Origin of the sequence: Cupriavidus taiwanensis LMG 19424, from assembly GCF_000069785.1 — a bacterium.
GTDB lineage: Bacteria > Pseudomonadota > Gammaproteobacteria > Burkholderiales > Burkholderiaceae > Cupriavidus > Cupriavidus taiwanensis.
In genome coordinates, this window is the sequence record NC_010530.1 from 1 (window position 1) to 21,969 (window position 21,969).

A 21,969-nucleotide genomic window follows, 5' to 3' on the forward strand; every position below is an offset into this window, starting at 1 on the left:
CAAGCAATGCCGTCGCTTGTGTACCTGTTTCTGCGTGACAAGCTTTGCGGCTTCGAGTACAAAGGCGGGTAATCCGAAGCAAGCCACTATGCCCATCAAACGCTCCCCGGCCGCCACGGGGGATCGGAGCGTCCTCGACCTGGACGCCGAGCCCTCCCGCATCATTGTTCCCGGCAACGAGAACAACCTGGTTCCGTCCGAGAAATTCCAGCGCCTGTTCGACGAGGCACAGGCCATGGAGCGCGAAGACGCCTGGCAAAGCGGCGAGGTCGGCTTCCTCAGCCGGGCCAGCGTCCAGGTCACGCTGCCGTATCGCGCGCCCAAGGGCGCGCCGCCGGTCTGGACCCGCACCAGCGGCAATATTTCGCTGATGATCCAGCCGGGCTACTTCACGCAGCAGCGTTCCGAGCGCGCCGCCAACGGGCGCCAGAAGCTGGTGTCAGAGACGGTGTCGCTGGGGTACCCGTACGGCTCCTATCCGCGGCTGATGCTGGCCTGGATCGGCAAGGAGATCATGGCCAAGAAAAAGCGCGGGGAATTCACCGGAACGGTGGAAGACCGGCGCATCTCGCTTGGCAACTCGCTGTCGGAGTTCATGTACAACCTCGGCATCCCGATGGCCACAGGGGGCAAGCGCGGCACCATGACGCTGGTACGCCAGCAGATGATCCGCCTGTTCTCGGCGACGATCGCCATCGTGCAGAACAAGTCGACGCCGAGCCAGAACCAGAATCCGAACCACGAGCCGCTGTCGATCGACCGTGTCGGCTACCTGCTGGCCGACCAGCTGTCGACCTGGTGGGATCCGATGCAGCCGGGGCAGGGCTCGATGTTCGAGAGCTTCGTGGTGTTGTCCGAGCCGTTCTTCAACGAGCTGGTCAATCGGCCGGTGCCGGTGGACATGCGCGCGCTGAAGGCGCTCAAGCAGTCGCCGTTCGCGCTCGACGTGTATTCGTGGCTGACTTACCGGTTCTTTACGATCCAGCGCCGCACCGAGATTCCGTGGGAAGCGCTGCAGATGCAGTTCGGCACGGAAACCGAAAGCGAACGCAAGTTCCGCGCGCTGTTCCGCAAGGCCTTGAAGGACGTGCTGGTGGTCTACCCCGGCGCCAAGGTGGACGCGGATTCGTCCAAGGCGCTGATCCTGCAGCCGTCGCGCACCAGCGTGCGCAAGCTGGGCTGAACCACGCCGCCATCGCAGCGCCCTGGACGCAAAAAAGGCAAGCGTGGAACGCTTGCCTTTTTTGTTGCCCGCCAATGCATCGCGGCGGGCGGGGGATCAGCCGAGGCTGGATCAGGCCGGCTTGATGGCCGAAGCCTGCAGGCCCTTCGGGCCTTGCTTGACTTCAAACGTCACGCGTTGCCCGTCCTTCAGGGTCTTGAAGCCCGAGCCCTGGATTTCCGAGAAGTGCGCGAACAGGTCTGCACCACCGTCGTCCGGGGTAATAAAGCCAAAGCCCTTGGTCTCGTTGAACCACTTGACCGTACCGGTTGCCATAGGAATTTCCTTTTCGAAGCAAGTTCTTGTACACAACGCAAACAACCGTTCAAGCACGTTGAGTTCTCGTAGATACCGAACGGAAGCCGACGAGGTGACACGACTTGACTCGACTGTAGCGGCATCATAACCACTTTGGATTACGGTGTCATGTGCGGCGTAATGCGCACTACAGATACTTTAGGCACATTCCGGTCCGATTTTCAAGCAATTTTACCGACTTGACGGTTTTCCGCGGCTCGAGGGCCCTTCATGCCCTCAGCGTCTGGAAACACAAATTTTGTTAAATTGGAAAACGGTTGATGCGTCACCTCGTTTTGGCTACAGTTGCGCCTTAAGAATCAACTGCGCTTTCAGCGCTGAAAGAGAGGTCGCGTGCCAGCCAAAATCATCACGGTCTTTAATCAGAAAGGCGGTTGCGGCAAGACGACGGTCAGCATGCATCTTGCCGGCACGCTGGGATTGCGCGGAGCCCGTTCGATGCTGGTCGACATGGACGAACAAGGCACCGCCACCCGCTGGGCGGCCCAGGCCAGCGACGAGCGGCCATTTCCGGCCTCGGTGATCGGGCTGGCGCCGTCTGGTGGCGCCATGCACCGGGAGGTCCGCAAGTTTGTCCAGGATTATGACTACATCGTCGTGGACTGCCCGCCGGCAGTCCATTCGGCGGCGCCGTCCAGCGCGTTGCTGATTTCCGATCTCGCCATCATTCCCGTCGTTCCGTCGCCGCCGGACCTGTGGGCCGCGGTAGCCGCGAAAACGCTGGCCCAGCACGCGCAGGTACAGAACGAATCGCTGCTGATCCGGGTGATGGCCAATATGGTCCAGCGCCGGGTGTCGATCGCGCGCCAGGCAATTGAAATTCTTGGCGACGATGGCGACGTTCCGCTGCTGAACTCGATGATCGGGTCGCGCTCGGCATTCCGCGAATGCCAGGCAATCGGCTGCACCGTCCACGGCGTGGCCGGGGCGCGCGAGGCGGTGCAAGAGGTCGACATGATGGTCGATGAAGTGTTGTCTTTGATTGAGCAATAGGCATGGTTACCAAACTAAAAAGCCTGAAAGCCGGCATGCTCGCCGGCATGGCGGCCGAAAAGAGCCGGAACGATACGATGGATCGCTTCGCGCGGGCGGAGGCGGCCATTTCCCGGCATCCCAACGGCTTGCTGCAGGGCAGGGGGGCTGTCGAAGCGCCGCTCAGTTTCAGCGCTGAAAGTCACGACGACAGCGCCGCGGGCCGGCAATTGATCCGAATCCCGCTGGCGCAGCTGCATGACAACCCGCTGAATGCGCGCCGCATCTACGATCCTGCCGTGGTGCAGGAGCGCGCCGCGTCGATCGCCACGCACGGGCAGAAGACGCCGGGCCTGGCCGCACCGGACCCGCAACGCCCTGGCCACTACATCCTGATCGACGGTCATTACCGCAAGCGAGCCCTGGCCTCCGCCGGCAAGCTCGACATGGAATGCTTCGTCGAGAACGACCTGAGCGACCTGGACTTCTACCGGCTGTCGTTCATGCTGAACGAGCAGCGCTCGGACCAGTCCGCGCTCGACAATGCAATTGCCTGGCGCCAGCTGCTGGACGAAGGCAAGGTCCAGAAGGAAGAGGAGATCTGCGAACTGACCGGCATTTCGGCGGGTACGGTGAACAAGACGCTCGCGTTGCTGCGACTGCCGGAGTCGGTGCTGGCCGTGATGCGCGAATGCCCGAGCGCCATCGGCATTGCCGCGGGCTACGAACTGACGCTGTACTTCAAGCTGGCAGGTGAAGAGCGGACCCGCGAGCTGGCCGGACGGATCATCCACGACGGGCTGTCCAGCCGGGAAGTCGAGGCGATCCGCAAGCAGGCGCAGGAGGGCAAGGCCCGCAAGGTCAAGGAGATCAGCCGCCAGTACAAGATCCGTACCGACAGCGGCCAGTTGCTGGGCACGATCAAGGAATGGGATTCGGGGCGGGTGATGCTTGACGTGCAACTGAGCGACCGCAGTGCGCGCGAGGCACTGGTTGAAGCCTTGAAGTCTCGCTTCGGACTTGACAAGACCCTGCTCTGAAACGGGCGGCGGCGGGTTCGCCGCAGCGCTGACACGGGTGCTGTCCCGCCGGGCGGGACATGTATGTGGGGGGGCAGTGGTGACACTGCCCCCCATTTTATTTATTCAGGCCATCAGGTCACGCGGCGAACGTGCCGCAAATGCCGGATCACAGCGCTTGCGGTAGCGCTCCAGCGTGGCGGCAAGCAAGGCGTGCAGGCCGCGCACCGAATAGCCGGCGAGAGGCTGTGCCGCGCGCTTGCGGCGGGCGCGCCCGGTGGGCGGCGCCGTCGCCGGGCCGATCAGGCAGGCGTCTTCCATGCCGGGCCCGTCCCATTGCAGCTGGCGGTCTTGCCAGTGGCGCGCCAGTGCGGACTGCGTCGCGGGCGCGAGGGTGTCCCCGGGGCGGGTCCCGACCACGCCACGCTGGGGCGTAGCGGATTCGATGGTGCTGCCATCGACGGCGCCAGTTGATGCCAGCGATCGCAACGTCGCCGATGACAGCTGGTCCAGGCGGAGTCCTCGCTCGCGCAACAGCAGGATGGCGGCGTGCGCGGCGCGGTAGCGCTGACCGTCGCTGGCTTCGGCCTGTGCCGCCAGCCATGACAGGAAGGCGGCGAGGCTGTCGTCAGGCAGCGGCGCGCGAACGGGCAGTGCAGCCGTTGCCGGCGTCATGGCCCGTTCCGCGCCTGTCGGCGCCGGCCAGCGCGCCGCGCACGGATAGCCGTTATCGTGCATCCAGCGGAACAAGGCAGCCAGCACGCGCAGGCTGTGCCGCTGGCTGGCCGGGCTCAGCGCGCCGGTCAGCGGCCGCCACGCGGCCTGGTGCCGCGGCGCGCGCGGCCCGCACCAGCGGCTGGCGGGTTCGGGGCTGGCCAGGAATGCCAGATAGGCCTGGCGGTCGTCCAGATCCAGTTGCAACAGCCCTTTGTTGCGCTCGAGCGCCGCCCACAGCAGCAAACGCTCCGCCTCCTTGCGATACGCGGCGAAGGTGCTGCCCCGGCCGGCGGCCGCATCGCGCAGCCACGCCCTGACCACCGTCACGCCAAGGCTGTACGGGCAGGCGCCGCCTGTACCGGCGGACGGCGCCTCGGTCAGCCACTCGAGCGGCAACGGCTGGCGCAGGCCCGGACTGAGCGCAGCCGGTTGCAGCGGCGCGCGGTTGCCGACGTGCGCTTGCAGCAGCGGCGCGCCGTCCGCGCCCTTGAAGACCGTGCGATGCTCGCCGAGCCAGCGGTTGATGGCCGTGCCGGCGAGCGCACCGATGCGCGGCACCGTGCGCCACCAGGCGGTACCGCGCTGGTTCGCCAGATCCAATAGAGACTTAAGCGTCACAATACCCGCATTGCGCAGGCGTCGCGCCAGGGCGGGCGCAAACCATAATTCCACACTGTGCTGGTGCTGGGGTGCCGCCGTGCCAAGCCGTTCCAGTTCGCCGAGCGCATCGACCCGGCGGTCCATGCCCCGGTTGGATCGTCCCGGGCCGGCCAGCAACAGGTCGGCCAGGTCGGCGCGCCCGTGCAGGTGCGCCAGCTGGACCATGCGGTCGCGCAACGCCAGCAGGATGCGCAGCGCCGACTCCGCCCCGGCGTCGTCGTCGTCCGTGTCGTCCGCAAGGTAGCGGGGGACCACCATGGCGGCGGGCATGCCCTGGACATAGGCACGCACGGCGGCGAACTCGCTTCGGGTCAGGCTGACAGAGGGCGCGGCAGGAATCATCGGCAGCTTGCGCAGTATGGCTAACTTATTGATTTATAAGGCACTCGGACCGAGACGGAAATGGTCCGGCCCCAAATGCATAGCAAAATGCAATGCCGATAATTCTATGCGCGATGGCGCCGGATGCACAGTGCCTCCCGTACGCAACGACCCGTATGCTGCAATCAGCCGGCATGCGCCGGATCAAACCGGACCGCAAGGCGCCGGTTGGGGATTACCCGCTGCAGCGCACCATCACCTTGCATTCGCCGGGCGCGTTTCATATGCTGCAGCTCAGGAGTTATAAATACTTAGATCAGACTTCAGCCGAATCTAAGGCTCTTGCAACATAAGCGTTTCACACGCACACCGGGGCGATCCGGTATCTCCAGGGCAAGGACGACCTGCGGCCAGACGGGTAGGCTGTAGGGCGGCCCCGGAGCACTGGCGGATCGTATGGAGGTGCAACCGCAGGATAGCGGGGCACGTCCGACAAGCAAGCACGGATTTTCGCGGGGTCCATGCTTGCCGCAATAATAAGAGAGCGGCCATGGCCACCATCCTCTTGATTGAGCCTCATCCCCTCCTGCGCTTGGGACTGCGCCACCTGCTGGCCCAGGCAAACCTCGAGGGCGACCTGCTAGACATCGATCCCCTGGCGCCCATCGACGCCGACCTCTGGCTCAACGATGCAGACCTGATGGTCTTCGGACTGCCGGCCGACCCGGCCAGCGGCTGGTCCATGCTCGAGCAGGTGTGTCAGCGGCTGCGACCACAGCGGGTGCTGGTCCTCAGCGAGCAGGCGATGCCGGCGCTGCCGGAGGGCGGACTGCCCGAGCCGGTGCGTGGCTGCGTGCCGAAGCACTGCAGCGCGGATGCGTTGGATGCGGCGGTGCGGCTGGTGCTGGCCGGCGGCGAGTGCTTCCCGGCGTGGAACCAGCCGGTGCCGGGCCGGCTGGCCGGCACGGATGCGGCACCGGCGCGTGCGCTGGCGCCCGCGCCGGCGGGCGATGCCCGGGTGGTGGCGCTGCGCCCCGTGGACGATGCCAGCCACGACAGCGCGGCGCCGGTGGTGCAACGCCAGTTCGCTGCACACGCCACCGCGTATGAAACGCCATCGGCCGGCGCACACCTGCTGAACATCACCGAGCGCCAGTACGAGGTGCTGGCATTGCTGGCGCGGGGCTATCCGATCAAGACCGTCAGCCGCATGCTGAATATCTCGATCGCCACCGCGAAGACGCATGCCTGCACGCTGTATCAGCGTCTGCACGTGCGCAACAAGGGTGAAGCGGTCTACGTGGCCCTGCAAAAGGGCGCCACGCTCAACTGGGCGGGTCCGGACCCGGCTGCGCCGCCGGCGCGTGTGCCGGCGCCCGTGGGCCAGGCAGCCTGAGCTGGCCGATCCGGCCACCTGTGCGAGCGCTCCACACCATGGCGCTCCACACCATGGCGCAGCACCTCATCCTTCTGCCGCGCGGGGCTCCGCCAAAAGCATGAGGCAGGGGGGACAGCGGCTTGCTACCTTCTGGGAGAAGGCATCCGCACGGAGCGACACCGGCGGGTTGGTGCTGGCGCGATGCCTCCCTGCCGGGCCACAACGCCCGGACCGACCGCGCGGCCACTGCCATGGCTGCCCGGGTTGCCGCCGGACCGAGTCAATGCCGACCTACCTGATCGCGAGCAATGAAATGATGTGCCGGGTCCTCGCACGGCGACTGCATGCGCTGGACCTGCCCAGGCCGATTACCTGGCGCACGCCGCAATGGCTGCAGATTCCGGCGCGCGCGCCGCAGTCTGCTGGGCCGGCGCAGGCCGCAAGGCACGACCCTCGCGCTGTCTCGGGCCACGCGTCAGCGCGCGCCGCCGCGTCGCCGCCGGATCCCGCGGACATGGCCGTCATCGATTGCAGCGGCCTGGACGGCGATCCGCGCGCATGGCTGGACCAACTGCACGCGCGCCTGGCGCCGCGGCGCTGGCTGGTGTTGTCGGATCGCCTCGATCCCGCGTTGATCCTGCATGCCGCGCTGCTCGGCGCCAGCGGCTGCCTGGCCTTGCCCGCGGCGGCGGACCTGGTCTGCGCGGCCACCGCGCTGGTGTGGGCAGGCGGCCAGTGTTTTCCGCGCATGGCGCTGTCGCTCGGCGAGGCGCGTGTGCCCGCGCCCTCCCTCCTTTGTGCGACCCGTCCTACAACCACCGGATGAGGGCGCAATGTTCCTGATGGCCTATGCTTGATTCGCCCGGAGGCAGAAGCTGGCCCTCATTTGCAGGCTGGCCGTCCCGGGGAGAAGGGGGTCGTATGGAGTCCGGACTGGAGTTCCTCGTCGTGCGCGGCTTTGCGGTGCGCGAGGGCCGGGGAAAGTGGGCGTGCTGCTTCGAGATCAGGCTTGCCGCCCATCATGAGGAAGGTTGCGGCGCGGATGGCGCTGCCGGCAGCGATGAGCCGCTGCTGTACCGGGGAGAACTGCACGGGCGCCAGTTCGATTGCGAGCTGGCCGCCGCCGATGCCGCGCGCGCGGCCGGCGAGCGCGAAGCCTTGCTGCGCGTGGAGAGCCTCAAGGCGCTGATCATCGCGCAGCATCGGCACCGCGTGCCGCCGTCGCTGGTGACCTGAACCTGCAGGCACGCGCAGCAGTTGTGCAGCGGCACCCGGCGCGAGCGCCCGGTGCCGCTGTGCATTTGTGCGAGCCTGCTGTGCGGGCCTGGCTGTGCGGGCCCCCTTGCGACGCGGATCGCATCCTGGATCGCACCGTGCGCCGCGTGGTCCGGACCATGCCGCACCGCTACGCGACGCGTGCCCGGCCGGCAAAAAAAGAAGCCCGCCGACCGGGGGACCATGCGGGCTTTGAAAACGCTGCCCGGTGATGCATGGGCAGCGATCCCGATTGAACATATCGAATTGCGCAAAGACTCTCTATCCACCAGAAGGCCAATGCAGTCATGCACTCTCAACCTGTCTGCACCCTGACCGGCGCAGGCCGGGGCGCGCGATGCGCGCGCGTGCGGGCTGGACGATCCGCCCAACCGGTCGATGCCGCCGGGCGCGGCGCGGTGGTACGCTGCGCCACCAGACCCTGACGCGCGCCCGCGCCTGCCCATGAGCCACTGGCATCTCGTTTCCCTGTTCGGCGAATCCGCGTACCTGCTGCCTTGCGCCGTGTTCCTGGCGCTCTGGCTGTACTGGCGCGGCGCGCCCGGAAGCGCGCGCCACTGGGTGGTGGCGTTCGCCGCGGCAGCGCTGCTGGTGCTGGCATCCAAGCTGGCATTCCTGGGTTGGGGCATCGGCAGCGCGGCGCTGAACTTCACCGGGTTCTCCGGGCACGCGATGATGGCGGCGTCGGTGTTGCCGGTGCTGCTCTACCTGGCGGTGCCGGCCGCGTGGCGGCGGCTGGGCTGGCTCGCCGCGGGCGCGGGCGTGGGCCTGGCGCTGCTGGTGGGCGTGTCGCGGCTTGCGCTGCACGCGCACTCGGTGTCGGAGGTGGCGGGCGGCCTCGCTGTCGGCCTGTGCGTGAGCGTGCCGTTCATCCTGCGGCGCACCACGCCGCACGGACCGCTGGCGATGGTGCTGACCAGTGTGGTGCTGGCCACGGCGCTGGTGATGCCGATGACCGGCACCGTGGGCGCCTCGCACGCGCTGATCCAGCAACTTGCCATGCTGCTGTCGGGCCGCGACCGCACCTTCCAGCGCGGCGAATGGGCCATGCACTGGCAGGCGCCCGCCTACGCGGGGCGCGACGCACGGGTGTGTTGCCGCTCCTGCTGAGCTGCTGAGCTGCTGAGCGCGGCCGCGCCAGGCGGATTGCCGCGCCCCGGGCTGTGTGCGCCCGCCAACAGACACTGCCGGGCGGCTCGGCAACCATCGCTGCATCGGGGATTGCATTCGCGGTGGGCAGCCATGGCATCCAGTTCGACCTTTGCGGCAGAGCGCCACACGGCGCTGCACCTGTTGTACCGGCTGGCCGACGCGGTGCTGGTCGGCGCCTGCGCGGTAGTGATCGGTGCGCTGTACTTTCCGGAAGGGATCCGCGGTGCCGCGCCGGTGCACGGCTTTCTTGCCGCGCTGTGCTCGATCGGGGTGCTGGCGGTGTTCCCGGCCTTCGGCATCTATGAATCGTGGCGCGGCCGCAGCCGCGCTGCGCTGGTGCTGCGCCTGCTTGCCGCGTGGACCACGGTGTTCATCGTCGGCCTGATGACGGCGTTCCTGATGCACCAGATCGCCGCGGTGTCGCGGGTCTGGTCGCTGGGCTGGTTCGGCTCCAGCCTGCTGGCGCTGGCTGGGGTGCGCGCGGTCATGTTCCGCATGCTGGGCAATGTGCGCGAGCAGGGCATCAATGCCAAGCGCGTGGTGATCTTCGGCTACGGCCCGCTGGGGCGCGAGATGTACCTGCGCGTGGACCAGATCCGCGCCGCGGGCTACCGCGTGGTCGGCATCTACCATGAAGAGCCGATCGCGGTGCCCGATGGCGTGGTCTCGCTGCGCACCATGGAAGAGGTCAACCTGTTCGTGCGCAGCCAGGCCGTCAGGGAAATCTGGCTGACGCTGCCGATGGCGGCTTGCCGCGACCTGTACGACGTGGTGCGGCAGTTCCGCAATGAGCTGATCGACATTCGCTGGGTCCCCGACGTCATGTCGGTGGAGCTGCTGGGCCACCGCTTCAGCGAGTTCCTCGGCCTGCCCGTGATCGACCTGAACAGCCCGCCGGTGTCGGGCATCACTGGTCTGCTCAAGGCCAGCTTCGACCGCGCCTTCGCGCTGGCCGCGCTGGTTGGCCTGGCGCCGGTGCTGCTGGTCGTGGCGGTGCTGGTGAAGCTCTCGTCGCCCGGGCCGGTGCTGTTCCGCCAGCGGCGGCTGGGCATGGACGGACGCCCGTTCGACGTCTTCAAGTTCCGCACCATGCGCCAGCACGCCGACGTGGGCGTGACGCAGGCGGTACGCGGCGACGCGCGCGTGACACGGGTCGGCGCCTTCCTGCGCCGCACCAGCCTGGACGAGCTGCCCCAGTTCTTCAATGTGCTGCGCGGCGAGATGTCGGTGGTGGGCCCGCGCCCCCATGCGATGGAGCACAACGAGCTCTACAAGGAGCTGATCGACCGCTACATGCTGCGGCACCGGGTCAAGCCTGGCATCACCGGCTGGGCGCAGATCAACGGCCTGCGCGGGCAGACCGATACCGTCGAGAAGATGCGCCGGCGGATCGAGTTCGACATCTACTACATCCAGCACTGGTCGTTCCAGCTCGACCTGCAGATCATCCTGCGCACCGCGCTGCACGGCTGGACCGGCGCCAGTGCGTATTGAGGGCAGCTGTGGCGGTACCCGGGGGGCGCACGGATTCGTGCGCAAACGTACCGAAGCCGCAGCCTGTTAAGCGTGCAATAGGCCGCACTCATAAAAAATCCGGAGGTGTTCCATGAAAGCAACCATCCGCAGCATCCTGGGCGAAGTTGCCCGGCTCGATGTGCCGCTCGCCGATCTGGCAGACAGCGATGACCTGTATGCCGCCGGCCTGTCGTCGCTGGCCACCGTGCACGTGATGCTCGCGCTCGAGAACGCTTTCGACATCGAGATCCCGGACCAGATGCTGACGCGCCAGCTGTTCCGCAGCATCGATTCCCTGGCCGCCGCGGTCGAGCAGATCCGGCAGCAGCAGGAGGCGGCATGATTCCCCGCCTGGGCCGCCCTGTTCTGACCAACGCCGCCAGCCTGTTGCTGGCCGATCGTTCCTGAGGGAGATCGCATGGACCTCCATCCCCTGACCGACGGTACCGCCCAGGGTGGTGCCGCGGCCGAGCCGGGCCCCGCCACGCGCGGCAAGCCGGCGCCCCCTGCATCCGGCCCCACGTTCCTCGAGCAGCTGGTGGCCGAGGGCCTGATGATCCCGACCGGCGTGCCCGGCCTGTATGGTCGCAGCTCCACCTTCGAATCGATCTGCGAAGGCATGAACAATGTCATGACGCACCTGGGGCGCGGCCTTGGCGCGGAAACGCTGCACTTCCCGCCGGCCATGGGCCAGGCGGACTTCGAGGCCAGCGGCTACATGAAGAGCTTTCCGCAGCTGGCGGGCACCGTCCACAGCTTCTGCGGCGATGACAAGGGGCACCGCCGCCTGCTGGCGCGCCTGGAAGACAAGGGTGACTGGACCGACCAGCAGCAGCCGACCGGCGTGGTGCTTACGCCGGCCGCGTGCTATCCGGTCTACCCCGTGATCGCGCGGCGCGGTCCGCTGCCGGAGGACGGCAAGGTGATCGACGTGATGTCGTACTGCTTTCGCCACGAGTCCTCGCTGGAGCCGACCCGCATGCAGCTGTTCCGCCAGCGCGAGTATGTCTGCCTGGGGACGCCGCAGCGGATCGCGGCGTTCCGCGAGCAGTGGCTCGCGCGCGTGCCGGAGCTGGCCGCGGCGCTGCAGCTGCCGGTGGAAATCGATGTCGCCAGCGATCCGTTCTTCGGACGCGCCGGCAAGCTCGTGGCCGAAAGCCAGCGCGAACTGAGGCTCAAGTTCGAGCTGCTGATCCCCATCAACGACGGCGCACCGCCTTCGGCGTGCATGAGCTTCAACTACCACATGGACCACTTCGGCAACATGTGGGATCTGCGCACCGCGGATGGCGCGGTGGCGCATACGGGCTGCGTCGGCATCGGCGTCGAGCGCATGGCGCTGGCGCTGCTGCGCCACCACGGGCTGGATCCGGCACGCTGGCCCCAGCCCGTGCGCGACACGCTGTGGGGAGGGTAAATGTACGGCGACGGCAGGACCAGGGTTCGCGCAGGCCGCTCCACCTGGCACGGCGGCAATCCGGTCTGGTCCCATGCGAACCAGCATATCGACCTGTGGGTCGAGCTGCTGCAGGGATGGGACCTGGAGCCCATTGCCGCGCTGCCGTTCACCGTGGCCCAGGACTTCGAAGGCGACCAGTTCACGCTGTCCGCGTTCCCTGCCAACGACCTCGAGCGCCTGTACGGCATCGTCACGCACGAGCTGTCGATGTACGACCGGCTCGAGGCGCATGTGGCCACCCAGACCGCGCGCGGCAACGTGGTGCTGCTGGAAGTCGACAGCTACCAGCTGCCGCAGCCGGCCGGCACCTATCGCCGCCAGCATATGCGCTCGTGCATCGGCATTGACGTGCTGGTGCCCGAGGCGGCCGCCGTGGGCTATTTCCACGGCGACGGCTATCACACCGCCAGCGGCGAGGACTATGCCGCCATCTTCCGCCCGGCGACCGTCGGCTACGGCGAGGTGGCGGCCTTTCCGCATGCCTCGGTGGCGCGGCGGCGCTTTGCGGCGCTGACCGATGCCGCGCTGATGCGGACTTCGCTGGAGCTGCTGCGCCATCACCTGTCGCGCCGTCCGCAGCACAACCCGATCAGCGTGTTCCGCATGGCGTTCCCGAGCCATCTCGAGCACCTGATGGCGCGCGGCGAGCCCAATTTCCAGGTCTATGCGGCCAGCGTGCTGCGCCAGCTGGGCGTCAATTTCGAACTGCTCGGCCGCTACCTGCGCTGGCTGGTGATGCACGGGCACTCGCTGCCCGACTGCATCGGCGAGGCCTGCTACACCATGGCCTCCGAAGCCATGGTGATGCAGTTCCGGCTGATGCGCGCGGTGATCAGCCGCAAGTCCGATCCGTGCCAGGACTGCCTGGACCAGCTCGAGCAGGCCTACCAGGGCACGGTGCCGGCGCTGGCCTCGCACTTCGGCGCCAGCGTGGCCTGAGCGCACGCGACGCGGCGGCAATGCCGCAGGGTCAGTCCCGAACACGACCACTGCCACGAGGCTGCGCGGCGCATCCGCCTGATGCATGAGGGCGAACCCGATGGGGCGGCCGGCGCCATCCCTTCGGGCGAGATCTACGCCATCAATGCCGACCGGCCGGCCAGCTCCGCCGCATGGCGCGCATAGGGCCTACAGGACACGCCAGTGCGCCGCCGCCAACCGGTTCTCCCGTTGTCAGGCCTGGCCTGGCAGCGCTTCATGCCAGCGCGCCACCGGCCTGCCGCCGCCAGCGGAGCTTGCATTTGCCGCCAGCCGCGGGCGCCGTGGCGGCCTGCTACCAACCAACCAAAGGATGAACGAGTACCAACCGTCTGCCTACTGTCGCTTCAGTGCGCCATGGCACTTAATACAGTCAACAGACGAGGCAGGCACACAGCGCACCGCAGGCCTGAAGCGTCGGGACGGAATGCCGCTTGCGGCCCGTCATCAGCCATGCATACGCGGTGTCAACAAGTCGGTAAGCATCAGTCACGGGTGGAGCGGTACGCCGGGCTTTGCACCACGCAACCAGTGCGCGAGCGGCGGCACAGTGCCGGTCCCGGGTCAACGGGGAGAATCAGCATGATCACGCAACGGTCGGACCTGCATGTCAATCATCTGCTCAATGCCCTGCCGCGGCAGGAATGGGAGACGCTGTCGCGCCACTTTGAACTGGTCCGGCTGCGTGCCGGCGAACTGCTGACGGATACCAGCCAGCGCATCGTGCATGTGTATTTCCCGACCACGTCGGTGGTGTCGCTGCTGTCGCTGCTCGAAGACGGCGCCACGGTCGAGTTTGCCGCGGTCGGCAATGAAGGCCTGGTCGGCATTCCGGTGGTGACCGGTGGCGATACCATGCCCAGCCGCGTCGAAGTGCGCAGCCCGGGCTTCGCCTACCGCATTCCCGCGCGCGCACTGCGTGCCGAGCTGTCCTACCTGCCCACCCTGCAGCGCGTCACGCTGCTGTATGTGCAGGCGGTGCTGACGCAGATCGCGCAGACCGCGGCTTGCAACCGCCACCATTCGCTGAACAAGCAACTGTGCCGCTGGCTGCTGCTGGCGCGCGACCGGATGAACTCCAACGAGCTGGTCATCACCCAGCAGGTCATCGCCAACATGCTGGGCGTACGCCGCGAAGGCGTCACCGAAGCGGCCGGCAAGCTGGAAAACCTGGGCCTGATCCACCACAGCCGCGGCCATATCACCATCCTCGACCATTGCGGGCTCGAGAAGCATTCGTGCGAATGCTACAAGCTGGTCAAGCGCGAGTACGACCGCTTGCTGCCGGCGCTGGCTCACGCGTGACGTGCCACGGGCGCACGGCAAAGCAGGGGTCGTGCGCCCGCCGCACTTGCCGTTGGCGTCAGGCGTATGCCGGCCGCGCGGGGTCGGCGGCGCCGAACGACGACAGCAGGCCGGCGATGACCGTTTCATAAGCGCACTCCATCGTATCCAGGGACTCGGCGCAGCGGTCCGGACGGCTGCGCGCCATGGCCCGCGCCAGGCGGAACTGCACCACCTTGCATTCCGAAGCCAGGCTGTTGGCCGCCCGTGCGACACGCGCGGGCACATCGTAACCATGCTCGCCGAACCAAGCGAGGCAGTGATGCAGCATCTCGAAGTTCGCCCCCAGCTGGCGCGGCAGGTTGAAGCCGTAGTGATGGAAGTAGGCATCACCGCGCGCCAGGATCACCGCGACGTGCTGGTCGAAGTCGGCGCGCCAGCGCGTGACCGGGTTCAGCGCCGGGCGGCGGCCCAGGTGATGGCGCATCAGCGCCGCCGCCGCGTCGGCCGCGGCCGCGTCGGGCAGCGGGGTGCGCACGCGCTTGGCGCATTCGGCGTAGGGGAACAGGATGTTGCCGTCGCGCAGCGCGGGGGTCAGGCGCAACAGTCCGCGGTAGTCCTCGTCTTCGGCGCGGTGGTAGCCGAGGCTGTGATAGTAGGACAGCCGTTGCGCCGCGGCGTCGATCCGGTCGATCGCGACGGTGGTCTTCGCATGCGCCTGGCGATAGGCGGTGGCGCGCGTATCGGGCAGGTAGTAGCTGTCGACCTCCACCAGCACGGTGTGGCCGCGCCCGACCTGTTCGGCCAGGTGAGCCTGCAGCGTGTCGTAGATTGCCATTTCCTGCACCACCGTGCCGTACAGCAGTTCGAGGTCCGCCTGCGGATACTTGAAGTAGGTGAAGTGGTCGCCCTCGTAGTCCTGCGCCACGGTGAAGGCCAGCGCCGCGCGCGGGTCGAGGCCCCAGCCATACAGCAGCTCGATCCACAGGTCCATGTAGCAATTGCTCTCCTGCCAGATCGCGGCGTCATCGTGCAGCCAGCGCTGCACCGGCCTGGCCAGGTGGCACGGCGACTGCCGCGTGCAGGCGTAGCCGCCGCGGTGGCTGGCCGGGGTTGCCGTGGTTGCTGCCGTCGTTGCCACCGCGCGCTCCATGTCGTTCCTCCGCAGTACGTGCCTGCCGCCGGGCCGCGATGGCAAGCGGTGCGCCTGCACGGCCAACTGTATTGCACCGCCGGCGGGCACGGCCATCGGTGCGTTCTCCAACAGAGCATGCGCGATCGCAGGCCGCCGCGGCGCGGGGGCCCGCGCCCTGGCGCGGCGGCGCGACGAGGGTGTGCGGAATCGAACAGATTGCGCCAGGGTGCCTGCCTAGACTGGCTGGCATCCCCGTCATGGCGGTCAGGGACCGCTGCCGTGCGTACCCGTTTCTGCGAGGCCGCCGCAATGCCAGCAGTGGCCGGGCAACGCCGGGCAAAACGCGCGGGACGCTTGGAACAGGCGACACGTCAGGAGGCATGATGCGAATTCGGACCCGGGAAGAGAACCAGACGCCGCCGCCAGTCAACGGCGAAATCCATGCTGCCCTGCAGGAGCTGGGCGAACCGGCGGTGCATCGCGCCGCGTTGCCGGTGGTGCAGCCCGTGATCCTTGCCGGCGGCGCCGGTACGCGCCTGTGGCCGCTGTCGCGCGAGCAGTTCCCCAAGCAGCTGCTGAACCTGATTGCCGAAGACACGCTGCTGGAAGCCACGGCCAACCGCCTTGCCGGCGTGGCCGCCCTGGCGGGCCGCCCCGATGGCATGGAAGCGGCGCAGATCGTGGTCTGCGGTGAAGAGCACCGCTTCATGATCACCGACATGATGAAGCGCGCAGGCAAGCCGGCCCGCGTGCTGTCCGAGCCGTGCGGGCGCAATACCGCGCCGGCGCTGACGGTGGCCGCGCTGCATGCGCTGGCCGCCGCGGGCGAGGGCGGCGATGCCGTGCTGGTCGTCACGCCGGCCGACCACAGCGTGGCCGATGTCGCGGCTTTCCGCGAGGCCATCGCTACGGCGATCCACCATGCCGACCACGGTGCCATCGTCACGCTGGGCGTGAAGCCGGTGGCGCCGGAAACGGGTTTTGGCTACATCCGCGCGGCCGGCGGTGCCGACCATGGCGCTTTCATGCTGGACCGTTTCGTCGAGAAGCCGCACCTGGAGCTGGCCAAGCACTATGTGGAGTCCGGCGAGTTCTGGTGGAACAGCGGCATCTTCGTGGTGCGGGCGTCGGTATGGCTGCGCGCGGTGGCCGAGCTGCAGCCGGAGATGGCGCGGCAATGCCGTGCCGCCTATGCGGCGAGCGAACGCGCCGCCTGCGCTGGCGAAGTGCTGTGCCTGGGCAAGGAAGCGTTCCACGACTGCCCGTCCGACTCGATCGACTACGCGGTCATGGAGAAGCTCGAGACCCTGCCTGACGTCGCCGGCATGCTGGTGCCGCTGGATGCGGGCTGGTCCGACGTGGGCTCATGGGCGGCGATCTGGGATATCGCGCCGAAGGACGCCAGCGGCAATGCCGGGCGCGGGCGCGTGCTGTTCGACGGTGCCAGCTCGTGCCTGGCGCATTCCGAAGGCCGGCTGATCGCGTGCGTCGGCGTGCAGGACGTGGTGGTGGTGGAAACCGCCGATGCGGTGCTGGTGGTGGACAAGGCCCACGTGCAGGACGTGAAGAACATCGTGCAGCGCATCCGCTCCGAGCATGGCAATGAAGTGGTGAACCATCGCAAGGTGCGCCGGCCCTGGGGCTGCTTTGACTCGATCGACCATGGCGACCGCTTCCAGGTCAAGCGCATCGTGGTCGAGCCTGGCGCCAGCCTGTCGTTGCAGATGCACTACCACCGTGCCGAGCACTGGGTGGTGGTGCGCGGCACCGCGCGCGTGACCTGCGGCGACAACATCAGCATTCTTTCGGAAAACCAGTCGACCTATATCCCCATCGGCACCTTGCACCGGCTGGAGAACCCGGGCAAGACGCCGCTGGAGATCATCGAGGTGCAGTCGGGCGCTTATCTGGGCGAAGACGACATCGTGAGGTTCGAAGACAACTACGGGCGCAAATAAGGGGTCGGCGGCCAGTGCATGCGTGCGGCGCCGGCAGGCGCGCGGGCACGCACGGCTTGCTGCGTGATTGGCGAGAGGCAGCGTGTGGCGGGAGAGAAGTCGTGAGCAGAATGTCATTTGCCGGAGCCGTTCCGGTACCCGACCAGGTGTCGCCGCGCAGCGGCGCGAACGCGCGCGTATTGCTGGATCACGCCGGCTGGATCCTTGCCGCCGGGCTGGCCGGCGCGGCCTTCGCCTGGCTGGCGTGGCTGTCCACGCCCGACGTGTATCGCGCCAAGTCGCTGGTGCAACTGCAGACCCGCGACGGTGCCGGGCGCGCGGCCGCGCCGCAGCTGGACCTTGGCATGCTGAAGAGCCGTGCCGTGGTCGGGCCGGTGGTCGAGCGCCTGCACCTGGACATCGAGGTCCAGCCGTTGCGCGCGCCGCTGCTGGGCAGCCTGGTCAACCACTTCGCCGAGCCCGGCAAGCTGCGCGGGCCATGGCCGGCGGAACTGGGCTATGCATGGGGCGGCGAGCGCGTGGCGGTGGAGCGCCTGAACGTCCCCGCGCGCCTGCTCAACGTGCCGCTGACGCTGGAGATCCTGCCCGACAACGGCTTCCGGCTGAGCGGGCCGGATGCGCAAGTCGAGGGCCGCGCCGGCCAGGTGGCCGAGGCCAGTGGCATCTCGATGCTGGTGGGGCGCATCGAGGCGCGCCCGGGCACGCGCTTTCTGGTCACGCGGCGCGACCTGACGCTGACCGTCGATGCCGTGACGCGCGAACTGCGCGTCGACAGCGAATCGAGCGACGCCACCACGCTGCGCATCAGCTGGCAGAACCGTGACCCCGCCACCGCGGCCGCGCTGGTCAATGGCATTGCCGATTCCTATATCAAGGGCCAGGCCGAGCAGCGCCAGGACGACACCGCCGCGACGCTGGCCTTCCTGTCGGGCGAGCTGCCGCGCGTGAAGGCCGAGCTGGAGCGCGCCGAGGGCGCGCTGACGCGCTACCGCTCGCGCTCGGGTTCGCTGGCGCCGAGCCAGGACGTGCAGTCCTACCTGAACGGCAGCATGGAATACCAGCGCCAGATCGCGCTGCTGCGCCTGGAGCGCACCAAGCTGCTGCAGCGCTTCACCACCGAAGCCAATGAAGTCCGCACCGTCGACAGCCAGATCCAGCAGCTCACGCGCGAGCGCCAGGAAATGGACGCGCGCATGCAGAACCTGTCAGCGTCCGAACGCGAGTCCGTGGCGCTGACGCGCGACGTCAAGGTGGCCGAAGACATGTACATGACGCTGCGCAACAAGGTCGAGCAATTGTCGCTGGCGCAGCTTGACCGTACCGGGCAAGTGCGCATCGTCGACAACGCCCTGACCCCCACTGTGCCGATCGGCATGGGACCGTGGACGCCTGCTGCCGGCGGCGGCGTGCTGGGCATGCTGCTGGCGGCAGGCGCGCTGACGCTGCGCCAGCGCGTGCGGCCCACCGTAGCCAGCGCCAATGATGCCGAGGACAAGCTCGGCATCACCATGCTGGGCGACATTGCCTTCAGCCGCGAACAGGCGGCGCTCGAGCGCATGGTGTCGGCCAAGGCCCTGCTGGGCGTGGCCGCCGGCTACGCCGCGCCGCCGTTGGCGCGCCTGGAACGGCCGCGGCCGTCGAGCGCGGTGATCGACGTGTCCGCGCTGGAAGATGACAGCGAGCGGATGCTTCGGCTTGGCCTGCACGACCAGTTCCTGCTGGCGCGCAACGCGCCGCACTCGCTGGCGGTGGAAGGGCTGCGCAATATCCGCGCCGCGGTGCATTTTGCCCTGCGCAGCGCGCCCGACCATGTCATTGCCGTGACCAGCCCGGCGCCCGGCGCCGGCAAGACCTTTGCGTCGGTGAACCTGGCCGTGCTGTTTGCCGAAGCTGGCCAGCGCGTGCTGCTGATCGACGCCGACCTGCGCCGCGGCCGCGTGGCGAGCTGGTTCGACCAGCCCGCCGAATCCGGCCTGGCCGAACTGCTGACCGGGCATGTGCCGCTCGCCGCGGCGGTGCGGCCCACGGTGGTCAACGGCTTGTCGATCCTGCCGGCGGGTTTGCCGCCGCCGAATCCTTCCGAGCTGCTGATGCGCCCGGGCATGGCGGAGATGTTGCGGCAGTGCGCCGCACGCTTCGACCTGGTGCTGGTCGACACGCCGCCGGTGCTGGCGGTGGCCGATGCCAGCCTGGTCGCGAACCTGGCGGGTTCGACCCTGGTGGTGATGCGTGCCGATGCCACGCTGCCGGGCCAGGTCGATGAAACGCTCAAGCGCCTGCAGCGGGCCGACGCGCGCCTGCTGGGCGGCATTCTCAACTGTGTGGTTGCCAAGCGCAGCAATCGTGCCGAGTTCGACAGCGTCAATCCTTACCTCGGCATGCCGGCGACCGCGCCGATGTCGCGGCGGATCGGGCAGGCACTGCATCGCGAAGACAAACGAGAATAAGAGGCCGCCGCGGCCGGTGAGCGTACCCGTTTCTGCGTGCGCTCCCCGGCCGTGTTCCACCGGTTCAGCGGCCGACCATGCGCGCTCCAGGAGGCGACATGAGGCGGCTTATGTTTGAAGGCTGTGCCGGCTGGCTGCACGAGGCACAAGGAAAGACCGGGGTAGTGCTGTGCGCGCCGCTGGGCCACGAGGCCATGTGGTCGCACCGCGCATGGCGGCATCTCGCCGACGATCTCGCCGCGGCCGGCATGCCGGTGCTGCGCTTTGACTATCCTTGCACCGGCGACTCCGCCGGCGCCTGCGAGGCCGCGCATTTTCTCGGGCGCGCCACCTCGAGCATCGTCGCCGCTGCCGCGCAGCTGCGCGCGCTGGCCGGCGTGGAACGCATCGTGCTGTGCGGGCTGCGCGTGGGAGCAAGCCTTGCGGTGCAGGCCGCCGAGGCGATGCGTTCGCACCCGGCATGGCAGGGCGGCGTTGCCGGGCTGGTGCTGCTCGCGCCTGTGGTCCACGGCCGCGCCTACCTGCGCGAGCTGCGGGCACTGCATCGGAACTGGCTCAACAGCGCCGGGCCGGCCGAGGCCCTGCCCCCGCCGCCTGGCGCGCTCGACGTGCTGGCATTCCGCTTCAGCGCCGACACCGTGCGCGAACTCGAGGCGCTGCGCCTCGACCGCGTCACGGCCTGCCCCGCGCCGCGCGTGCTGCTGCTCGACCCCTGGCCTGGCACGGCCTCCGCGGCCGACGCGCTGGCGCAGCAGTACGCGGCAGGCGGCGTGCAGGTCGATGCGGCCGCGTTCCCCGAATACGCCGACATGATGCAATCGGCCGAGTTTGCCGGGGTGCCGGCGCAGGCCTGGCGACAACTGGTGCAGTGGCTGGCGCCGGCACCGGCCGCGTGGGCGACGGTAAGGCGGCCCATGCACCGCGTGGTGCGCACCACGTCCCTGCGCGTGGCGGTCGATGGCGTGGTCGAAGAGTCGGGCTGGCTCGACGCGCGGCGCCAGTTCGGCGTCCTGTGCATGCCGCACGACGCCGTGCCCGCGCCCGTCGCGGTGATCTTTCCGAATACCGGCGGCAACCACCATGTCGGCGATGGCCGCATGTTCGTCACGCTGTCGCGCCGGCTGGCAAGGCAGGGCGTGGCCTCGCTGCGGCTGGACGTGGCGGCGCTGGGCGACAGCCCGCGTGCGCCGCGCAGCATGAGCATCGCGGAGATCTACGCGCCAGGCCCGCACGCCGACGTCAGCGCCGCGGTCGACTGGATGCGCGCGCGCGGATTCCGCTGCATCGTGCTGGCCGGCGTGTGCTCAGGCGCCTACCTCAGCCTGCACGCTGCATTATCCAACCCCGGCGTGAACGGCCTGGTGCTGGCCAACCTGGTGAAATTCCGCTGGGACCGCGCCGATGCCCGCAGCGCGGTCATCGGCGCGCGATCATGGCAGGGCTGGCTTTCCGCCGCGCGCCGTCGCGTCAATTGGCAACGGGTGTTGCAGGGCCAGGTGAGGATCGGCCCGCTCGCCGCGGCCATGGCGCGCCATGCGTACCGGCACGCCACCGAGCGCGTAGCGTTCCGCCTGACGCGGCTGCGCGGTGACGAAGACCTGGCGTCAGCCACGGCTTACGCGCGGGCTGCGATGCGGTGCCTGAACGAGCGTGGGGTGCGGACGGACATGCTGTACGGGTCGGAGGACATGGGGCTCGACGAGGCCCGGCTGCGCTTCGGCAGAGATCTGGAAGCGCTCGCGGCGTTGTCGCATATCACTGTGTATCGGCATGGGTGTATGGATCATGCGTTGTTCCTGGCGGGGGGGAGGCAGGTTTTTTGTGACCAGGTGGTGGGGCATGTGATGGGGACGTTGGCTGCGTTGGAGGGGGTGGGGGAGGGGTTGCCGTCGCGGGCTGTTAAGGTGTGTTGAGGGTTATTCGGTTGGGTGCTGTTGGTGACATGCTGTCGGCTTTTGAACCGCCTGGTTCCGCCCTGCTGGGCGGGTCACTTTTTGGCCGAGCGCCAAAAAGATGGAATGAACGCGCCCCGGCCCGCTCCGATTAAAGGCGCCGGCAATTCAAGTTGTGACATCTGGGGAACGTGAAGGGTAGGCGGGTCCCCCCATCACGAAACGGCATCGATGTGCCAGAGTGGGAGTGTGAGCAACCACGCGAGG

19 protein-coding genes are annotated in these 21,969 nt (G+C 68.1%); 16 read left to right on the top strand and 3 right to left on the bottom strand.

Annotated features, from left to right (window positions below):
* Positions 1-88: 88 nt before the first annotated feature.
* Positions 89-1,183: a replication protein RepA gene (locus tag RALTA_RS15790; protein ID WP_012354866.1), complete on the top strand. Its 1,095-nt coding sequence runs from the start codon at positions 89-91 to the stop codon at positions 1,181-1,183.
* Positions 1,184-1,294: 111 nt separating this feature from the next.
* On the opposite strand, the gene RALTA_RS15795 is transcribed toward RALTA_RS15790, so the two are convergent.
* Positions 1,295-1,498, bottom strand: coding sequence for a cold-shock protein (locus tag RALTA_RS15795; protein WP_006159056.1), 204 nt, complete (start codon positions 1,496-1,498; stop codon positions 1,295-1,297).
* Positions 1,499-1,873: 375 nt separating this feature from the next.
* Between RALTA_RS15795 and RALTA_RS15800 the strand changes: the two genes are divergently transcribed.
* Both RALTA_RS15800 and RALTA_RS15805 read left to right on the top strand, forming a co-directional pair.
* Complete coding sequence (locus tag RALTA_RS15800; RefSeq protein WP_012354867.1) at positions 1,874-2,533, top strand: AAA family ATPase; 660 nt, start codon at positions 1,874-1,876, stop codon at positions 2,531-2,533.
* Between the two features lie 2 nt (positions 2,534-2,535).
* A complete protein-coding gene (locus RALTA_RS15805; RefSeq protein WP_012354868.1) occupies positions 2,536-3,552 on the top strand; it encodes a ParB/RepB/Spo0J family partition protein in 1,017 nt (338 codons plus the stop codon).
* A 105-nt stretch (positions 3,553-3,657) separates the two neighbouring features.
* Here RALTA_RS15805 and RALTA_RS15810 read toward each other — a convergent pair whose 3' ends face one another.
* Entirely contained in the window at positions 3,658-5,250 is a 1,593-nt protein-coding gene (locus tag RALTA_RS15810) for a phage integrase family protein (protein WP_012354869.1), read from the bottom strand.
* A 155-nt stretch (positions 5,251-5,405) separates the two neighbouring features.
* Here RALTA_RS15810 and RALTA_RS15815 point away from each other — a divergent pair, with 155 nt between their 5' ends.
* The 10 genes from RALTA_RS15815 to RALTA_RS15860 all read left to right on the top strand — a co-directional run bounded on the left by RALTA_RS15815 (position 5,406) and on the right by RALTA_RS15860 (position 14,291).
* Entirely contained in the window at positions 5,406-5,582 is a 177-nt protein-coding gene (locus tag RALTA_RS15815) for a hypothetical protein (protein ID WP_157877178.1), read from the top strand.
* A gap of 197 nt (positions 5,583-5,779) precedes the next feature.
* The gene (locus RALTA_RS15820) at positions 5,780-6,625 is read left to right on the top strand and encodes a response regulator transcription factor (RefSeq protein ID WP_012354870.1); all 846 of its coding nucleotides are present in this window, start codon (positions 5,780-5,782) and stop codon (positions 6,623-6,625) included.
* 265 nt (positions 6,626-6,890) lie between these two features.
* Positions 6,891-7,433 (top strand): response regulator transcription factor, encoded by a 543-nt coding sequence (locus RALTA_RS15825; RefSeq protein ID WP_012354871.1) that lies wholly within the window; start codon positions 6,891-6,893, stop codon positions 7,431-7,433.
* Positions 7,434-7,528: 95 nt separating this feature from the next.
* The gene (locus RALTA_RS15830) at positions 7,529-7,843 is read left to right on the top strand and encodes a hypothetical protein (protein ID WP_012354872.1); all 315 of its coding nucleotides are present in this window, start codon (positions 7,529-7,531) and stop codon (positions 7,841-7,843) included.
* A gap of 483 nt (positions 7,844-8,326) precedes the next feature.
* Complete coding sequence (locus RALTA_RS15835) at positions 8,327-8,992, top strand: phosphatase PAP2 family protein (protein WP_012354874.1); 666 nt, start codon at positions 8,327-8,329, stop codon at positions 8,990-8,992.
* Positions 8,993-9,124: 132 nt separating this feature from the next.
* Entirely contained in the window at positions 9,125-10,528 is a 1,404-nt protein-coding gene (locus RALTA_RS15840; protein ID WP_012354875.1) for an undecaprenyl-phosphate glucose phosphotransferase, read from the top strand.
* A 112-nt stretch (positions 10,529-10,640) separates the two neighbouring features.
* Positions 10,641-10,892, top strand: a complete 252-nt coding sequence (locus RALTA_RS15845) for an acyl carrier protein (protein ID WP_012354876.1) — start codon at positions 10,641-10,643, stop codon at positions 10,890-10,892.
* 75 nt (positions 10,893-10,967) lie between these two features.
* The gene (locus RALTA_RS15850) at positions 10,968-11,966 is read left to right on the top strand and encodes an amino acid--[acyl-carrier-protein] ligase (protein WP_012354877.1); all 999 of its coding nucleotides are present in this window, start codon (positions 10,968-10,970) and stop codon (positions 11,964-11,966) included.
* On the top strand, positions 11,967-12,947 hold the full coding sequence (locus RALTA_RS15855) for a DUF1839 family protein (RefSeq protein WP_012354878.1): 981 nt from the start codon (positions 11,967-11,969) through the stop codon (positions 12,945-12,947). It begins immediately after the preceding gene.
* A gap of 621 nt (positions 12,948-13,568) precedes the next feature.
* Complete coding sequence (locus RALTA_RS15860) at positions 13,569-14,291, top strand: Crp/Fnr family transcriptional regulator (protein WP_012354880.1); 723 nt, start codon at positions 13,569-13,571, stop codon at positions 14,289-14,291.
* A 58-nt stretch (positions 14,292-14,349) separates the two neighbouring features.
* Here the strand turns inward: RALTA_RS15860 and RALTA_RS15865 are convergent, their stop codons facing one another.
* Complete coding sequence (locus RALTA_RS15865; RefSeq protein ID WP_012354881.1) at positions 14,350-15,423, bottom strand: DUF1839 family protein; 1,074 nt, start codon at positions 15,421-15,423, stop codon at positions 14,350-14,352.
* A gap of 365 nt (positions 15,424-15,788) precedes the next feature.
* Between RALTA_RS15865 and RALTA_RS15870 the strand changes: the two genes are divergently transcribed.
* The 3 genes from RALTA_RS15870 (at position 15,789) to RALTA_RS15880 (ending at position 21,723) form a co-directional block, all read left to right on the top strand.
* Complete coding sequence (locus RALTA_RS15870; RefSeq protein ID WP_012354882.1) at positions 15,789-17,363, top strand: mannose-1-phosphate guanylyltransferase/mannose-6-phosphate isomerase; 1,575 nt, start codon at positions 15,789-15,791, stop codon at positions 17,361-17,363.
* A gap of 110 nt (positions 17,364-17,473) precedes the next feature.
* Complete coding sequence (locus RALTA_RS15875; RefSeq protein WP_012354883.1) at positions 17,474-19,810, top strand: polysaccharide biosynthesis tyrosine autokinase; 2,337 nt, start codon at positions 17,474-17,476, stop codon at positions 19,808-19,810.
* Between the two features lie 98 nt (positions 19,811-19,908).
* Positions 19,909-21,723, top strand: a complete 1,815-nt coding sequence (locus RALTA_RS15880; protein WP_012354884.1) for an alpha/beta hydrolase family protein — start codon at positions 19,909-19,911, stop codon at positions 21,721-21,723.
* Positions 21,724-21,969 lie beyond the last annotated feature (246 nt).